Source organism: Lentzea cavernae (genome assembly GCF_014653695.1).
Lineage (GTDB): Bacteria > Actinomycetota > Actinomycetes > Mycobacteriales > Pseudonocardiaceae > Lentzea > Lentzea cavernae.
This window is the reverse complement of sequence record NZ_BNAR01000004.1, coordinates 392,959-407,159: the sequence shown is the minus strand read 5'-3', so window position 1 is coordinate 407,159 and position 14,201 is coordinate 392,959. Positions and strand designations below refer to the sequence as shown.

Genomic DNA, 14,201 nt, shown 5'->3' with positions numbered 1-14,201 from the left:
TCCCGGAAACCTCCCGCCCGCTCTAGCGTCGAGATCATGAACGAGGAACAGGTGATCGCGGACCTGCACGGCCGGTGGGTGTTCGGCTGGGACCGTCGCGAAGGGGACGAGCCCTTCGACTTCCGGCGGGTCTTCGCGGAGTTCTACGACTTCGGCTCGCCGGACGTCCGCCTCTACGACGACTTCGACCCGGAGCACCGGGTGGCGACGACGGCCGCCGGCTACGGCGAGATCTGGGAGCCCGCCTTCCGCGAGATGATCTCCGCGCACCACGCGGTGGACGATGGCCCGCACGTCATCGCCGGCGCCGGCCTGGCGGCGTCCACCCTGAGGTTCGTGGCCAGGATCGTCACGCCCGACGGCGCCACGGACATCCGGACCACGACCTCGCTCGTCTGGCACCGGACGCCGGACGGGTGGCGGATCGTCCGCGAGCACAACTCCACCCGGGTCCTGTCACCGGGCGAGCTCGACGGTCGTTTCGGCGACGCGTGAAGTCCTGTCAGGACTCCGGTTCCGCGTCGGCGCCGGACCGGGCCTGCTGTCCGGCGGGACCTGACGCCGTCCAGCTCGCCAGGATGTCCATTGCCTGCCTCGACGACGAGTCGGGCGCGGTCGTGTAGACGTACAGCATCGTGTCCGGATCGCCTGGCAGCACGAGGGATTCGTACTCGACGGTGAGTTCGCCGACGAGCGGGTGGCGCAGCCGCTTCGAGCCGTAGGTGCGCTGGTGCACGCGGTGCTGCTCCCACCAATGGTCGAACTCGCGGCTGCGTTCGCGGAGCTCGGCGACGAGCGCGGTGGTCGCGGCGTCTCCCGGATCCCGGCCGACCTCGAAGCGCAGGCTCTCGACCGCGGCGCGGGCCTGGTCCTGCCAGTCGGCGAACAACGCGCGGGCCTGGTCGTCGAGGAAGATCCAGCGCGCGTAGTTGCGCTGCCGGGGCGGGATCTTGTCGAAGTCGGCGAACAGCGCCTTCGCCATGGCGTTCGCGGCGAGCACGTCGGTGCGGCGGCCGAGCACCAGCGCCGGTTGCCCGTCCAGGGCGTCGATCAGCTGGTACAGGCCGGGACGCACCCGCTGCACGCTGCTGGGACGGCGCGGTGCCGGGCCCGCGGGCAGGCCGATGAGGTCGCGCAGGTGGGTGCGCCCGGCCTCGTCGAGCTCGAGGGCGCGGCCGATGGCCTCGACGACGGCCGCCGAGGGCGTGATGCGCCTGCCCTGCTCCAGCCTCGCGTAGTAGTCCGTGGACACGCCGGCGAGCAGGGCGACCTCCTCGCGCCGCAGTCCCTTGACCCGGCGGACCCTGCTGTCGGAGGGCAGGCCCGCGCGGGACGGGTCGACCTGGCCGCGTGCACGGCGCAGGAAGTCGGCGAGTTCGCGGTTGAGAGCGGCCATGACACCCATTGTCGCGCAGGCCTCGGATTCCCGAGTGGACCTCTGAGTCCTAGGTTCGCGAGTCCGAGGCCGCACAGGGCCCGCGATGCGTCCCAACGCGACCGTTTTCTGCACCAGGCTTTCCACCATGACCTTCCCCGCTGATCGTCCCGCCACCTGGTTCGTCACCGGCACTTCCCGCGGCCTCGGCCTCGAACTCGTCAAGCAGGTCCTCGAGCGAGGCGACAACGTCGCCGCGACCACCCGGTCGACCGAGCGCCTGCTCGCCGCCCTCGGCGACGGTGCCGACACCACCCGGCTGCTGCCACTCGCCGTCGACCTGCGCGACGACACCGCTGTCGCCCAAGCGGTCCGGCAGACGACCGAACGTTTCGGCGGTCTCGACGTCGTCGTCAACAACGCCGGTTACGGCTTCCTGGCCGCGGTCGAGGACACCACCGCCCGCGACGTCCGGGACATGCTCGACGTCCAGGTCGCCGGTGTCTGGAACGTGCTGCGCGCCACGCTCCCGGTCCTGCGCGAGCAGAGGAGCGGCCACGTCGTGAACGTGTCCTCGGTCCTCGGCCTGACCTCGGTTCCCGGCTGGGGCCTCTACTGCGCCGGCAAGTACGCGCTGGAGGGCCTGAGCGAGGCGCTCGCCGGCGAGGTCGCCGGTTTCGGCGTCGGCGTGACCGTCGTCGAGCCCGGCTACTTCCGCACCGACTTCCTCACCACCGACTCGCTCGCGTTGCCGGACGCCACGTCCGGGGCGTACCCGGAGATCGCCGAGATGGTCGAGAACCACCTGAAGCTGCAAGGGAACCAGCCCGGCGACCCGGTCCGCGGCGCCCGGCTGATGATCGAGAAGGTCGTGACGGGCGACGACTCGTTGCGCCTGGTCCTCGGCTCGGACTCGCACGCCTACGCGACCGCCAAGGTCCAGGCGCTGCAGGCCACTCTCGACGCCTCCGCCCGGACCGCCTCGGCGAGCGACTTCCCGGCCTGACCTTCCCCCGACACCGCAGAGGAACCAGCAGATGAGCAAGATCCTGATCGTCATGTCCGCCGCCGACGTGTGGGAACGCACCGACGGCTCCGCCTACCCGACCGGCTACTGGGCCGAGGAACTCGCCGCACCGCACGAGAAGTTCACCGCGGCGGGCTTCACCGTCGACTTCGCCTCTCCCGGCGGAGTGCTCCAACCGCTCGACGCGCACAGCGCCAACCCGGAGGTCGCCGGTCCCGAGTGCACCCACTACGTCGAGCACGCCGAGCGGGCTCTGCGGGAGTTCGGCCCGCTGCTCAAGCTCGACGAGGTAGCCGCCGACGACTACGTCGCCGTCGTGCTCCCCGGTGGCCACGGTCCCGTGGTGGACCTCTACCAGGACGCCGACCTCGGCAGGCTGCTCGTCGAGGCCGACGCCGCCGGGAAGGTCATCGGCGCGGTCTGCCACGGACCCGCCGGCCTGCTCTCCGCCGTCGGCGCGGACGGCGGCTGGGTGTTCGCAGGTCGGAGGATGGCCGCCTTCACCGACGAGGAGGAAGAGCTGTTCGGCACCGCCGAGAACGCCCCCTGGCTGCTTGCCAGCACGCTGCGGGACAGGGGCGCGCTGCACTCGGGCGGACCTGCCTACCAGGCCTACACCGTGCGCGACCGCAACCTGTTCACCGGCCAGAACCCCGCTTCCAGCGCACCCATGGCCGAAGCCATCGTCGCCGCGCTGACCGAGGAGGAGTGACGTGAACGCCGTCCTCGATCGGGTCGAGAAGGGACTGCTCGTCGCCGGGCGATGGCGGCCAGCGACGAGCGGCGGGACGTTCGTGGTGGAGAACCCGGCCACCGGCCAGGCGCTGTGCGAGGTGGCCGACGGCACGCCGGCCGACGCCCTGGCCGCGCTCGACGCCGCAGACGCCGCCCAACGCCGCTGGGCGGCTGTTCCTCCGCGAGCCCGCGGCGAGATCCTGCGGCGTGCACACGACCTGCTGATGGAGCGCATCGACGAGTTCGCGTTGCTCATCACCTTGGAGATGGGCAAGTCGCTGGCCGAGTCGAGGGCGGAGGTGACCTACGGGGCGCACTACCTGCGCTGGTTCGGGGAGGAGGCCGTCCGGATCGACGGCACCTGGAAGGTCAGCGAGGACGGCACCGCCCGTGTGCTGGTGATGCGGCAACCGGTCGGGCCCTGCCTGTTGATCACCCCGTGGAACGCCCCGCTGGCCATGCCGGCCCGCAAGATCGGCCCGGCCGTCGCCGCGGGCTGCACCGTGGTCGTCAAACCGGCCGGGCAGACACCGCTGACGACCGCGGCGCTGGCGGAGGTGCTGAGGGAGGCCGGTCTCCCGGACGGCGTCCTCAACGTCGTCCCGACCACGCGGGCGGCGGCGATCACCGAACCGCTGCTGCGCGACGGGCGGCTGCGCAAGCTGTCCTTCACGGGATCCACGCCGGTGGGGCGGCTGCTGATGGTCCAGGCGGCCGGCACCGTCCTGCGCACCTCCATGGAACTGGGCGGCAACGCGCCGTTCGTCGTCTGCGAGGACGCCGACGTCGACGCCGCCGTGGAGGGCGCGATGACCGCCAAGCTGCGCAACGTGGGCGAGGCGTGCATCGCGGCCAACCGGTTCCACGTCCACGCGGGCGTCGCCGAGGAGTTCAGCCGCAAGCTCGTCGCGCGGATGGGGTCGATCACCGTCGGCGCGGGCACGGACCCGGCGACCGTCATGGGGCCGATGATCGACGAACGCCAGCGGGCCCGCGTCGCCGCCCTGGTCGATGACACCGTTGCGGCGGGGGCGGATCTGCGCGCCGGGGGAGTCGTGCCGGACGGTCCCGGCTACTTCTACCCGCCGACCGTGCTCACCGGCGTCCCGGCGGGCGCGCGGATCAGCCGTGAGGAGATCTTCGGTCCCGTCGCCGCGATCCGGACCTTCACCTCCGAGGCCGAGGCGTTGCAGGCGGCCAACGACACCGAGTTCGGGCTCGTCAGCTACCTGTACACCAGGGACCTGGGCCGGGCGTTGCGCATGGTCGAGGAGCTGGAGACCGGCATGGTCGGCCTCAACCGCGGCTACGTGTCCGACCCCAGCGCGCCGTTCGGCGGGATGAAGCAGTCCGGGATCGGCCGCGAGGGCGGCAACACCGGCATCGACGAGTACCTGGAGCAGAAGTACGTCGCCATCGACGCGGGGGAGCGGGTGTGATGGCCGCCAGCACGGTGTTCGACTCGTTCCTGTTCCGCGACATGTTCGGAACACCGGAGATGCGTGCGGTGTTCAGCGACGAGTCCTTTGTGGACCACATCGTGCGCACCGAGGTGGCGCTGGCGGCGGCGCAGGCACGGGTCGGTGTCGTCCCCCGGGAGATGGCCGGCGTGATCGCGGCGTCCTGCGAGTCCGCGCGGCTCGACCGCGAGCGGCTCCGGCGCGACACCGAGAACGTCGGCTACCCCGTGCTGCCGATCGTCACCCAGCTCGCCGAACTCTGCGGTGACGCGGGAGGTTTCCTGCACTGGGGCGCCACCACGCAGGACGTCATGGACACCGCCGTGATGCTGCAGTGCGCCGAGGGACTCGAGCTGATCGCGACGGCGCTCGACCGGCTGCGCGCGTGCCTGCGGGAGCTCGCCGCCGCGCACATCGGCACGGTCACCGCCGGGCGCACCCACCTGCAGCACGCCCTGCCCATCACGTTCGGCTACCGCGTGGCGGTGTGGCTCTCGGCGCTGGACCGCCACGCCGACCGCCTCGCCGCCGTGCGGGAACGCGACCTGATGGTGCAGTTCGGCGGCGCTGCGGGCACCCTGGCCTCGCTCGGTCTGGGACCGGAGGGCGTGCGGGTGCGCGCGGAACTCGCGGCGGAGCTGGGCCTGCGCGACCCGGAGATCACCTGGCACGTCGCCCGCGACGGCCTGGTCGAGATCGTCGGACTGCTCGCCGCGATCGGCGGTTCGGTCGGCAAGATCGGAACCGACGTGGCGCTGCTCTGCTCCACCGAGTTCGGCGAGCTGGCCGAGCCCTTCACGCCGGGCAGGGGTGCGAGCTCCACCATGCCGCAGAAGCGCAACCCGATCTCCAGTGAGCTGCTGGTCGCCACCGCGAAACTGCTGCGGGACAAAGCATCGGCCATGCTCGACGCCATGGTGCAGGACTTCGAGCGTGCCACCGGCCCGTGGCACGTCGAATGGGCCGTCGTTCCCGAGGCGTTCCTGCTGCTCTCCTCCTCGCTCGCCCAGGCCACGCACGTCATGACCGGCTTGCGGGTGGACGAGGAGCGGATGCGCGCCAACCTGGGCCTCACCGGCGGGCTCGTCGTGGCGGAGGCCGTGATGATGGCGCTCGCACCGGCTCTGGGCCGCCAGCAGGCGCACGACCTCGTCTACTCCGCCTGCAGCCGCGTCCTCGACAACGGCGGTGACCTGGCCACCGAACTCCGGGCGCACCCGCTCGTCGTGGCGAGCCTCGGCGCCGAGGAGATCGACCGGCTCTGCGACCCCGCCGGGTACCTCGGCAGCGCGCAGGCCATGACCAGGTCCGTTGTGGACGGTCCCGCTAGGCGAGGCCGGTGATCAGGTGCCGGTCCTGCAACAGTTGCCTGGCCATGTTCCAGCCGAGCACGCCGACGACCCGTCCGTCCACGAGGTAGTGCGCCACGAACTTCCGGTCGGCCAGTGAGCCGTGGGCGACCACCATCTCGGCTTCGGCCGGGAACACGCCGTGCGCCTGGATCTTCGCGTCGAACTGGTCGGTCCAGAAGTACGGCGTAGGAGCGAACTGCGTTGGGGCACCGAGCAGGGCGCGGGCCACCGCCATCCCCTGTTCGGTGGCGTTCATCCGGTGCTCGACCCGCATCAGGCCACCGAAGCGCGGGTTGAACCACCGGGCCACGTCACCCGCGGCGTACACGTGGTCCACGGCCTTGCAGGTCGCGTCGCACACCACGCCGTCGTCCACCGGAACTCCGGAGCCGGCGAGCCAGTCCGTGGCGGGCACCGCGCCGATCGCCACCAGCACGATGTCGGCGCGGAGCACGGAGCCGTCGGTCAGCTCGACTCCCGACACCGCGCCCTCACCGTGCAGGGCGACGACGCCGGTTCCCATGCGCAACCGCACGCCTTGCTCCTCGTGGAGCTCGGCGATCGCGGTCGCGACCCGGTCGCCGAACTGGCGGACCAGTGGCAGCGGCAGCGGGTCGACCAGGGTGACGTCGAGGCCCATCCGCCGGGCCGCCGCCGCGGCCTCCGAACCGAGGAACCCCGCGCCGACGACCACGACCGAGGACGACCGCAGCAGGTCGCCGCGCAGCGCCAGCGCGTCGTCCATGGTGCGCAGCACGTGCACACCGCCCAGGTCGTGGCCGAACGGCAGCGTGCGCGGGGTCGTGCCGGTGGCGATGACCAGGCCGTCGTACCCGATCTCCTCGCCGCTGGACAGCACGACCTTGCGGCGCGCGAGGTCCAGTCCGGTCGCGGGAGTCCCGAGCCTCAGCTCGATGCCGTGATCGGTGTACGCGGAAGCCGGGCGCAGCGCCGTCCGCTCCGGTTCCCAGGTGCCCGCCAGGACCTGTTTGGACAGTGGCGGCCGGTCGTACGGGAGCACCTTCTCGTCGCCGACCAGGACGAGGCCGGCGGTGTGGCCCTCCCTGCGCAGCGTCTCGGCGGTGGTCACGCCGGCAGCCGAAGCGCCGACGACGACCACCCGGTCGAGATCTCCCACTACTTCTCCACGACGATCGCGAGCGCCGGGCACAGCAGGGCGGCGTGCTCGGTGGCCGCCTCCAGCTCGGCGGGCGGGTCCTCCACGAGCAGGACCACCATGCCGTCCTCGTCGCGCTGGTCGAACACGTCCGGTGCCGCGAGCACGCACTGGCCCGCGCCCACGCAGGCGTCCACGTCGACGCGCACCTTCATCGGTCGTCCTCCACGTCCCACGTGACCGGCAGCGCGCGCACGCCGTAGACGAGCGCGTGGTCCTTGAACTCGACTTCCTCGAACGGCACCGCGAGCCGCAGCGTCGGGATGCGCTGATGCAGGCGCGCGAACACCTCCTGCAGTTCGACCCTGGCGAGCTGCTGGCCGAGGCACTGGTGGATGCCGTAGCCGAACGCCAGGTGGGCGGTCGCGCCGCGGCGCAGGTCGATGCGGTCGGGGTCGGGGAACACCGACTCGTCGCGGTTGCCCGCCGACAGCGCGGCCACCAGCCACTCACCGGCCTTGATCGTCTCGTCGCCGATCGTCACGCCGCCCGTGGCCTGGCGCAGCACGCCGAAGTGCACGATCGACAGGTACCGCAGCATCTCGTCGACGGCCGTGCCCGCGAGTCCGGGGTCGGCCCGCAGCGCGGCCAGCTGGTCGGGCTGGCGCAGCAGGGCCAGCGTGCTGAGCCCGATCATGTTGGCCGTGGTCTCGTGCCCGGCGATCAGCAGGGTGATGCCGAGGGTGACCAGCTCCTCGACGGACAGCTCCTGGCCGTTCTCCCTCGCGCGGACGATCAGCCGGCCCAGCAGGTCGTCGCCGGGTGCCGCCATCTTGGCCAGCACGAGCTGGGTCATGAACCCGACGACCTCGGCGTTGGCCCGCTGCAGCGCCTCGGGGTCGCTGTTGGTGCCGATGAGCACCGCGGTCTGCTCCTGGAACCGGTCGCGGTCGCCGTAGTCGACGCCCAGCAGTTCGCAGATCACCAGCGACGGGATCGGCAGCGCGAAGTCCTGGACCAGGTCGACGGGCCCGGTGCGGGCCAGCAGCGCGTCGACGTGGTCGTCGACCAGACCCTGGATGTACGGCCGCATGGCCTGGATCCGCTTGACCGTGAACTCCGGCGTCAGCAGGCGGCGCAGCCGGGCGTGGTCGGGGCCGTCCATGTGCAGCAGGCTGCCGGGCGCCACCGGGCGGTCGAGTTGACCGTCCGCCACGACGTGCGTGGACGGGGCCGCGTGCGAGCTGAGGTTGGGATCGCTCAGCACCGCGCGCACGTCGGCGTACCGGCTGACGACACGCGCGTTGACGCCGACCGGGCACGCCAGCGAAGCCGTGCCCTCCTGTGCACGCAGTTCCGCGTACTCGGCGGGCGGGTCGAACGGGCAGCTGGAGTCACGCGTGGTGGGGAAGGAGGTCACGCCGATCGTGGTCTCACTCATCGCCGGACCCACCTTCGGAAGAAAATATGGCAGTCACTGTCACCTGACCGAGGCTGCCAGATGGCATTGAATGCCGCAACTCGCGGACGGGTGAAATGGCAGTGACTGCCATGTGGCAGTGCTACCGTTCAGTCCGCGAAAACCAGCGGTCAGGAGGTGTGTGGTGGGCCTGCGTGAAGCGAAGATGGAACGCACCCGGCGGTTCATCGCCGACACCGCGTTCGACCTGTTCGTCGCGCAGGGGTACGACGACACGACGATCGAGCAGATCGCCGCCGCGGCCGAGGTCGGCACTCGCACCCTCTACCGCTACTACTCCACCAAGGAAGCGCTGGTCGTCACGTTCGTCGAGAACGGCCTCGACGCGGCGATGGACGCCTTCTTGGCCCAGCCCGACGACACACCGCTGGCCGGGGCGCTGCACGCGGTCATCGACAGCGTCGAGCACACGATCTCGGCGAACCCGGCGCGCCTGCTCGCCCTGTACGAGATCTTCGACAAGACCACGGGGTTGCGGGCCGGCCTGGCCGACCTGTGCTGGAGCTGGCGCCAGCGCCTGGCCCAGGAGATCCTCCGGCGCGAGGACGGGGCCGGGGACGTGTTGTTCGCGGCGTTGACCGCGGCGAGCACCATGAACGTGATCGAGGTGATCGTGCAGACCTGGACGGTCAACGGCGGTCACGTGGACGTTGCCGACATCGTTCGTGCCGCGCTGGAGTTGTTGCACAGCAAGGCGATTCCGGTACCGCTCCCGCCGGCGGGCTTGGTGGGCAGCGCGTCCTGAGCCTCACCGCAGGGCGGGGCGGAGCACCGCGGCGGTCAGCACCGTGCACACCCCGGCGGCGGCGATGGCGTGGCCGATCGGCACGACCTCGGCCAGCGTGCCCCAGAGAGCCGGTCCGATGCCCTGGGCGGTCATCAGCCCCGCCGACAGCACGGTGAACGACTGACCTCGCCGCGCCTCGGGCACGGCGTCCCGGAACGGCGCCGCGATGCCCAGGCTGAACGCGAACCCCGCCCCGCTGACCGCGAGCAGTGCGCAGCAGACCGCGATCGGCAGGTCGAACGCGAGCGCGGGCAGGGGCAGGCCGAGCAACGCGATCAGGGCGGGCACGGCCCGCCGGCGCGCGTCCGGCGCCAGGAAGCGGGCGACGAGGAACTCCCCGACGATCATGCCCACCGGCAGACTGGCGAGCATGAGCCCGGCCGCGCCGGTGGTGAAACCGCGGCCGAGGGCGTAGGAGATCAGCAGGCTCTCCGCGCCGACGACGAACGCGGGCGGCAGCCACTGAGCGAGCAGGAGCACCCTCGTCGTGCGGTTCGCCAGCAGTTGCCGCGTCCCCGACAACCCTTGGCGGACCACGTTCCCGGAGCCCCGGGCGGCGGGCAGGTCCGGCATCAGCAGCCGCACCGCGGCCGCCGACGCGAACACGGCGCCGGAGCTGATCAGCAGGGCGCTTGGTGGGCCGACCGCGGCCACCGCGAGCCCGCCGGCCGCGAGCCCGCCCAGTTGCGCGAACGACATCGCCATCGACATCACCGAGCGTCCGATGACGTAGGCGTCCCCTTCGAGCACGTCGGCCATCAGACGGCCGGTGGTGCCGTTCAGCGCCGGGCCGAGGCAGCCGATGAGCGTGATCACGGTCAGCACCACCCACGTCGGCGGCACGACCAGGCCGAGCAGGCCCGTGGCGGCACCGGTGAGCAGGTAGGCGGTGACGATCAGCCGGCGCGGGCGGACGCGGTCGGCCAGCGGGCCGAGCAGCACCCCGGTGAACGCCTGCGGCACGAACGCCAGGCCGAACGCGAGCGCGGCCAGCAGCGGTGAGCCGGTGCTGCTGAAGATCGCGGTCGACAGCGCCACCGTGCGCAGCACGTCGGCCGTGATGACGATCGCGCGGGTGGCCAGCAACTCGCGGAACACGGGGCGGAACAGCACCTGGCCGAAAGTCACGCGTGCGGTGGCGGTGGACATGGTCCCAGCGTCCGACCCTCCTCTTCGGAGCGCCAGAGATACGCCTGCGGACGTAAGCTCGGACCGTGCTCAGGTTCACCGCCGGCGCCGACGACCTGCTGGCGAGCCGATTCGCGATCGCTCCGCTGCTGGAGCTGGAGAAGCTGCTGCGCAGGCTGTCGGGCGTCGAGGGCAGGCCGATGCCGCGCGACTGGTCCGACCGCCTGCGCCCGGTCTACCGGCGTCTGCGCGCGGAGACCGAGCTCGACGTGGTGCTGGCGCTGTGCGCGCCGCACTACGGGGCGGACTTCGTCGCACCTCCGCCGCGCAGCCTGGCCCAGACGATCGACGACGACCTGGAGACCGTGCGCGCCACACCACTTCCGCTGGCGCGCAAGGAGATCGCCGAGTGCCTGAGACGCCGTCCCACCGACGACCCGAGGGTCCTGTCGGTCCTGCGCGGCCGTGACGTCGTCGCGCGGATCGCGGACGTGCTGGAGATCGCCTGGCACGAGCTCCTCGCGCAGGACTGGGTGCGGTTGCGGGCGATCTGCGAGCGGGACGTGGTGTACCGCGCCGGTCTGCTGAGCCGGGAGGGGTGGGCGGCCGCGATCGCCGGGCTCGACCGGCGGATGCGCTGGCACGACGGCGCCATCGAGATCAAGCTGCGCCACGCGAACGCGACGGTCGACCTGCGGGGCGCCGGCCTGCTGCTCATCCCGTCGGTGTTCGTGTGGCCGGACGTCGCCGCCTACACCGAGACCCCGTGGCCGCACGCGTTGATCTACCCGGCTCGCGGCACCTCCGCCCTGTGGGAACCGGGCACGCCGGCCGACCCCGGCGCGGTCGGCGACCTCATCGGCCGGTCACGGGCACAGCTGCTGGCCGCGCTGGACGAGCCCGCGAGCACCACCCAGCTCGCCAGGACCCTCGGCATGGCACCGGGCGCCGTCGGCGACCACCTCACCGTCCTGCGCCGTGCGGGCCTGCTCGCCAAGGCCCGTTCGGGACGTTCCGTGCTCTACCGCCGCACCCCGCTCGGGGATGCCCTCACCGCTCAGCAGTGAGCCCTGGTCCACAGGGTGACGTCGCTGCTGGTCGCCACCACCAGCGTCAGACCGGACGGGGAGAACCCGGCCGCCCGCAGTGCGGAGTGGCGCGAGTGGAAGACGTGCCACCAGGTCTCGCCGTGAGCGCCTTCGTACGGACTTCCGGTGGACAGCAGCACGCGTTCGTGCGGCCAGTCCGGGCTGACGACGTCCACCGACCAGCCCTCGGCTCCGGTGTGCAGACCGCCGCCCATCAGCCCGGCCATCGGCACGCGACGCCGTGCGATCGGGCCGATTCCCGGGCACGTCAGGTCGTCGTCCGGCCAGCCCGAGTCAGGCTCGCGGTCGCGGGCCAGGCGCTCCCCGGTGACGGTGTCGAGCAGCCCGAGCCCGCGGGTGGACGCCACCAGCAGCAGGTCGCGGCCGGAATCAGAGGCGAAGCCGACGCCGAGCAACCCGCCGACAGCGCTCACGTGGTGGCCGCTCGGACGCCAGGGTTCGGGTGCCGCAACCGTCGGCGCGGCCAGGAACCTCGCCCGCAGGCCCAGTTGGTGGTCGGTGAGCGACAGGTCCTCCGGCATCGGGGGAGTATGCAGGAACACCGGTCGAGCTTGTCCTGGACATGAACCGGTCGTCCCGTTGACCGGACGGTTCGGCACCCAAGACCATGAGAGCGTTCCCACGAACGCGGGGGTGGTTGGCGTGCTGAACTTCTTCGTGGCCTTCCTGATGGTCCTGGCGCCGGTCTCCGCGCCGCCCGGCAGCCCATCACCCAGCCGCCCACCCCTGACAGCGGCCGCGGTGGTGTGCGTGCTGTCCTGCGACACCCTCGACCCCTCCAGGGCCGCGCAGGAGACCTTCCCGGTGCCGGAGAAGCAGATCAACGGACGGCGCGTGGTCTTGCACGTGTCGGACCGCGACGGCATGGCGTGGGGCAGCATCGACCACGGCGCGACCGGCGACTCGGTGTGGCTCGACAGGTCCTGGGACGGTGGCGTCAGCTGGGAGGGGCTGCTGGGCAGGGCGAGCATCCCCGGCACGTGGACCGGCACCAGGACGTTGATGTACAACGTCACCGATCCCGGCCACCACCGGCGCGGCCTGATCCGCGCGTGCGGTGACGCCGCCGGGGTGACGTGCACCGACTGGATCTACCCGACCGTGTGCGACGTGCTGTGCGACCGGACGAGCGCGAGCCAGGCGAGCGGTGACCTGCAGCCGGTGCCGCCGACGACGTTGCACGGCAGGGTCATCCGGCTGCACACCGACGCGAACGCGATGGCGTGGGCGAGCATCGAGGCGGGTGGGGCGGGGGACGAGGTGTGGCTCGACCGCTCCTGGGACAGCGGTGCGAGCTGGCCCGGCGGTTCGTCGCTGGACCGGACCGCCACTCCCGCCGGGGCGGTCTCGACGCGCACCACCCTGCACGCCACCAGGGATCCGCGTGGCCGCCACTTCGGTGGGGCCGTGCGGGCGTGCGGAAGGGAAGCGGCGCACCAGGAAGGCAGCTGCACGGCGTGGGCGCGGCCGGTGCCGACGAGGACGCGTGCCGCCGCTGACGCCCTCCTGTACTCCTACGACCCCACGACGGCCTGGTGGCCGACGAGCTGGTGGAACTCGGCGACGACGCTGTCCGCGGTGATGGACTCCGGGATCCGGGACTACGACTGGGTCATCGCGCGCACGTTCGACGTGAACCGCGGCACGTTCGCGGCGGGGCAGCGCGGCACGGACCCGGTCGAGGGGAACTTCATCAGCCGGTCGATCGACGACAGCGCCTGGTGGGGGCTCACCTGGGTGGCCGCCTACGACCACACCGGGGACCAGCGCTACCTGGCCATGGCCACCACGATCGCGGCGTACGTCCACCAGTACTGGGACACCCGCACGTGCGGCGGTGGCGTCTGGTGGGACCGGGAACGCACCTACAAGAACGCCGTGACGAACGGCCAGTACCTGCGGCTCACCGCGGCGGTCCACCGGCGCACACCCGGTGATTCCGTGTGGCTGCAACGGGCTCGCACCGCCGCGGACTGGTACCTGGGCAGCGGACTGGCCGGCTCGTCCGGCCTGGTCAACGACGGGCTGACCGGGGACTGCCGCAACAACGGCCAGACGGTGTGGACCTACAACCAGGGCCTGGCCGTCGGCGGGTTCGTCGAGGTGTGGCGCGCGACCGGGGACACGAGGTACCTCGACACCGCACGCAGGCTCGCGGACGCGGCCATCGCGAGCCCGGTGCTGACCCGGGGCGGTGTGCTCATCGAGTCGTGTGACGTCGGGACGAACTCGTGCGACGACAACCAGAAGCAGTTCAAGGGCATCTTCATGCGCTACCTCAACGACCTCGCGAAGGTCACGAACTCCTCTTCCTACCAACGGTTCGCGCGGCAGCAGGCCGACTCGGTGTGGGCCGCGGACCGCGACGCGCTGAACCGGATCGGCCAGCGCTGGGCCGGCGGCAGCCCCAACCAGGTCGACTGGCGCACGCAGGCGAGCGGTGTGAACGCGGTGATCGGGACCTAGACCTGCCCGAAGGGGCAGAGGTGGTGTCAACCAGCCTTTCGGCCAGTCCAGGTACCCCTGCGGGATGACATCGACCGGCGCAGCTCCGGCCTTCCGACGGAGGTGAGGTGACGTTGCGTGCCCCTACGGTCACTGACGGGAACTCCTCATCGAGCACCGGAGGTA

The 14,201-nt window shown here is 71.7% G+C and carries 14 protein-coding genes; 8 read left to right on the top strand and 6 right to left on the bottom strand.

The features are described from left to right. The first annotated feature begins 36 nt into the window (after window positions 1-36). Entirely contained in the window at window positions 37-495 is a 459-nt protein-coding gene (locus IE307_RS15880; RefSeq protein WP_191298711.1) for a YybH family protein, read from the top strand. A 7-nt stretch (window positions 496-502) separates the two neighbouring features. On the opposite strand, the gene IE307_RS15875 is transcribed toward IE307_RS15880, so the two are convergent. Continuing rightward, window positions 503-1,396: a helix-turn-helix domain-containing protein gene (locus IE307_RS15875; RefSeq protein ID WP_191298710.1), complete on the bottom strand. Its 894-nt coding sequence runs from the start codon at window positions 1,394-1,396 to the stop codon at window positions 503-505. A 127-nt stretch (window positions 1,397-1,523) separates the two neighbouring features. On the opposite strand from IE307_RS15875, the gene IE307_RS15870 reads away from it, so the two are divergent. Genes IE307_RS15870 through IE307_RS15855 form a run of 4 tightly spaced genes read left to right on the top strand, consistent with a single transcriptional unit; the run spans window position 1,524 to window position 5,940 of the window. After that, a complete protein-coding gene (locus tag IE307_RS15870) occupies window positions 1,524-2,381 on the top strand; it encodes an SDR family oxidoreductase (RefSeq protein WP_191298709.1) in 858 nt (285 codons plus the stop codon). Window positions 2,382-2,412: 31 nt separating this feature from the next. Then, window positions 2,413-3,114, top strand: a complete 702-nt coding sequence (locus tag IE307_RS15865) for a type 1 glutamine amidotransferase domain-containing protein (RefSeq protein WP_191298708.1) — start codon at window positions 2,413-2,415, stop codon at window positions 3,112-3,114. A gap of 1 nt (window position 3,115) precedes the next feature. Then, window positions 3,116-4,576: an NAD-dependent succinate-semialdehyde dehydrogenase gene (locus IE307_RS15860; RefSeq protein WP_191298707.1), complete on the top strand. Its 1,461-nt coding sequence runs from the start codon at window positions 3,116-3,118 to the stop codon at window positions 4,574-4,576. Continuing rightward, window positions 4,576-5,940: a class-II fumarase/aspartase family protein gene (locus tag IE307_RS15855; RefSeq protein WP_191298706.1), complete on the top strand. Its 1,365-nt coding sequence runs from the start codon at window positions 4,576-4,578 to the stop codon at window positions 5,938-5,940. Before IE307_RS15860 ends, IE307_RS15855 begins: the two co-directional genes overlap by 1 nt. Here the strand turns inward: IE307_RS15855 and IE307_RS15850 are convergent. From IE307_RS15850 to IE307_RS15840, 3 genes are read right to left on the bottom strand one after another with little or no spacing between them, the layout of a single operon-like run. Next, on the bottom strand, window positions 5,924-7,087 hold the full coding sequence (locus IE307_RS15850) for an NAD(P)/FAD-dependent oxidoreductase (RefSeq protein WP_191298705.1): 1,164 nt from the start codon (window positions 7,085-7,087) through the stop codon (window positions 5,924-5,926). The two genes, IE307_RS15855 and IE307_RS15850, sit on opposite strands and share 17 nt — an antisense overlap. Further along, a complete protein-coding gene (locus tag IE307_RS15845) occupies window positions 7,087-7,281 on the bottom strand; it encodes a ferredoxin (RefSeq protein ID WP_191298704.1) in 195 nt (64 codons plus the stop codon). Before IE307_RS15845 ends, IE307_RS15850 begins: the two co-directional genes overlap by 1 nt. Beyond that, a complete protein-coding gene (locus IE307_RS15840; RefSeq protein WP_191298703.1) occupies window positions 7,278-8,507 on the bottom strand; it encodes a cytochrome P450 in 1,230 nt (409 codons plus the stop codon). Before IE307_RS15840 ends, IE307_RS15845 begins: the two co-directional genes overlap by 4 nt. 163 nt (window positions 8,508-8,670) lie before the next feature. On the opposite strand from IE307_RS15840, the gene IE307_RS15835 reads away from it, so the two are divergent. Next, entirely contained in the window at window positions 8,671-9,291 is a 621-nt protein-coding gene (locus tag IE307_RS15835) for a TetR/AcrR family transcriptional regulator (RefSeq protein ID WP_191298702.1), read from the top strand. A 3-nt stretch (window positions 9,292-9,294) separates the two neighbouring features. Here IE307_RS15835 and IE307_RS15830 read toward each other — a convergent pair whose 3' ends face one another. Next, window positions 9,295-10,482: an MFS transporter gene (locus tag IE307_RS15830; RefSeq protein ID WP_191298701.1), complete on the bottom strand. Its 1,188-nt coding sequence runs from the start codon at window positions 10,480-10,482 to the stop codon at window positions 9,295-9,297. 65 nt (window positions 10,483-10,547) lie between these two features. On the opposite strand from IE307_RS15830, the gene IE307_RS15825 reads away from it, so the two are divergent. Next, window positions 10,548-11,528, top strand: coding sequence for an ArsR/SmtB family transcription factor (locus IE307_RS15825; RefSeq protein WP_191298700.1), 981 nt, complete (start codon window positions 10,548-10,550; stop codon window positions 11,526-11,528). Here IE307_RS15825 and IE307_RS15820 read toward each other — a convergent pair. Next, window positions 11,519-12,091 (bottom strand): hypothetical protein, encoded by a 573-nt coding sequence (locus IE307_RS15820; protein ID WP_191298699.1) that lies wholly within the window; start codon window positions 12,089-12,091, stop codon window positions 11,519-11,521. The two genes, IE307_RS15825 and IE307_RS15820, sit on opposite strands and share 10 nt — an antisense overlap. Window positions 12,092-12,212: 121 nt before the next feature. Between IE307_RS15820 and IE307_RS15815 the strand changes: the two genes are divergently transcribed. Continuing rightward, a complete protein-coding gene (locus tag IE307_RS15815) occupies window positions 12,213-14,036 on the top strand; it encodes a glycoside hydrolase family 76 protein (RefSeq protein ID WP_229904745.1) in 1,824 nt (607 codons plus the stop codon). Window positions 14,037-14,201: the final 165 nt, after the last annotated feature.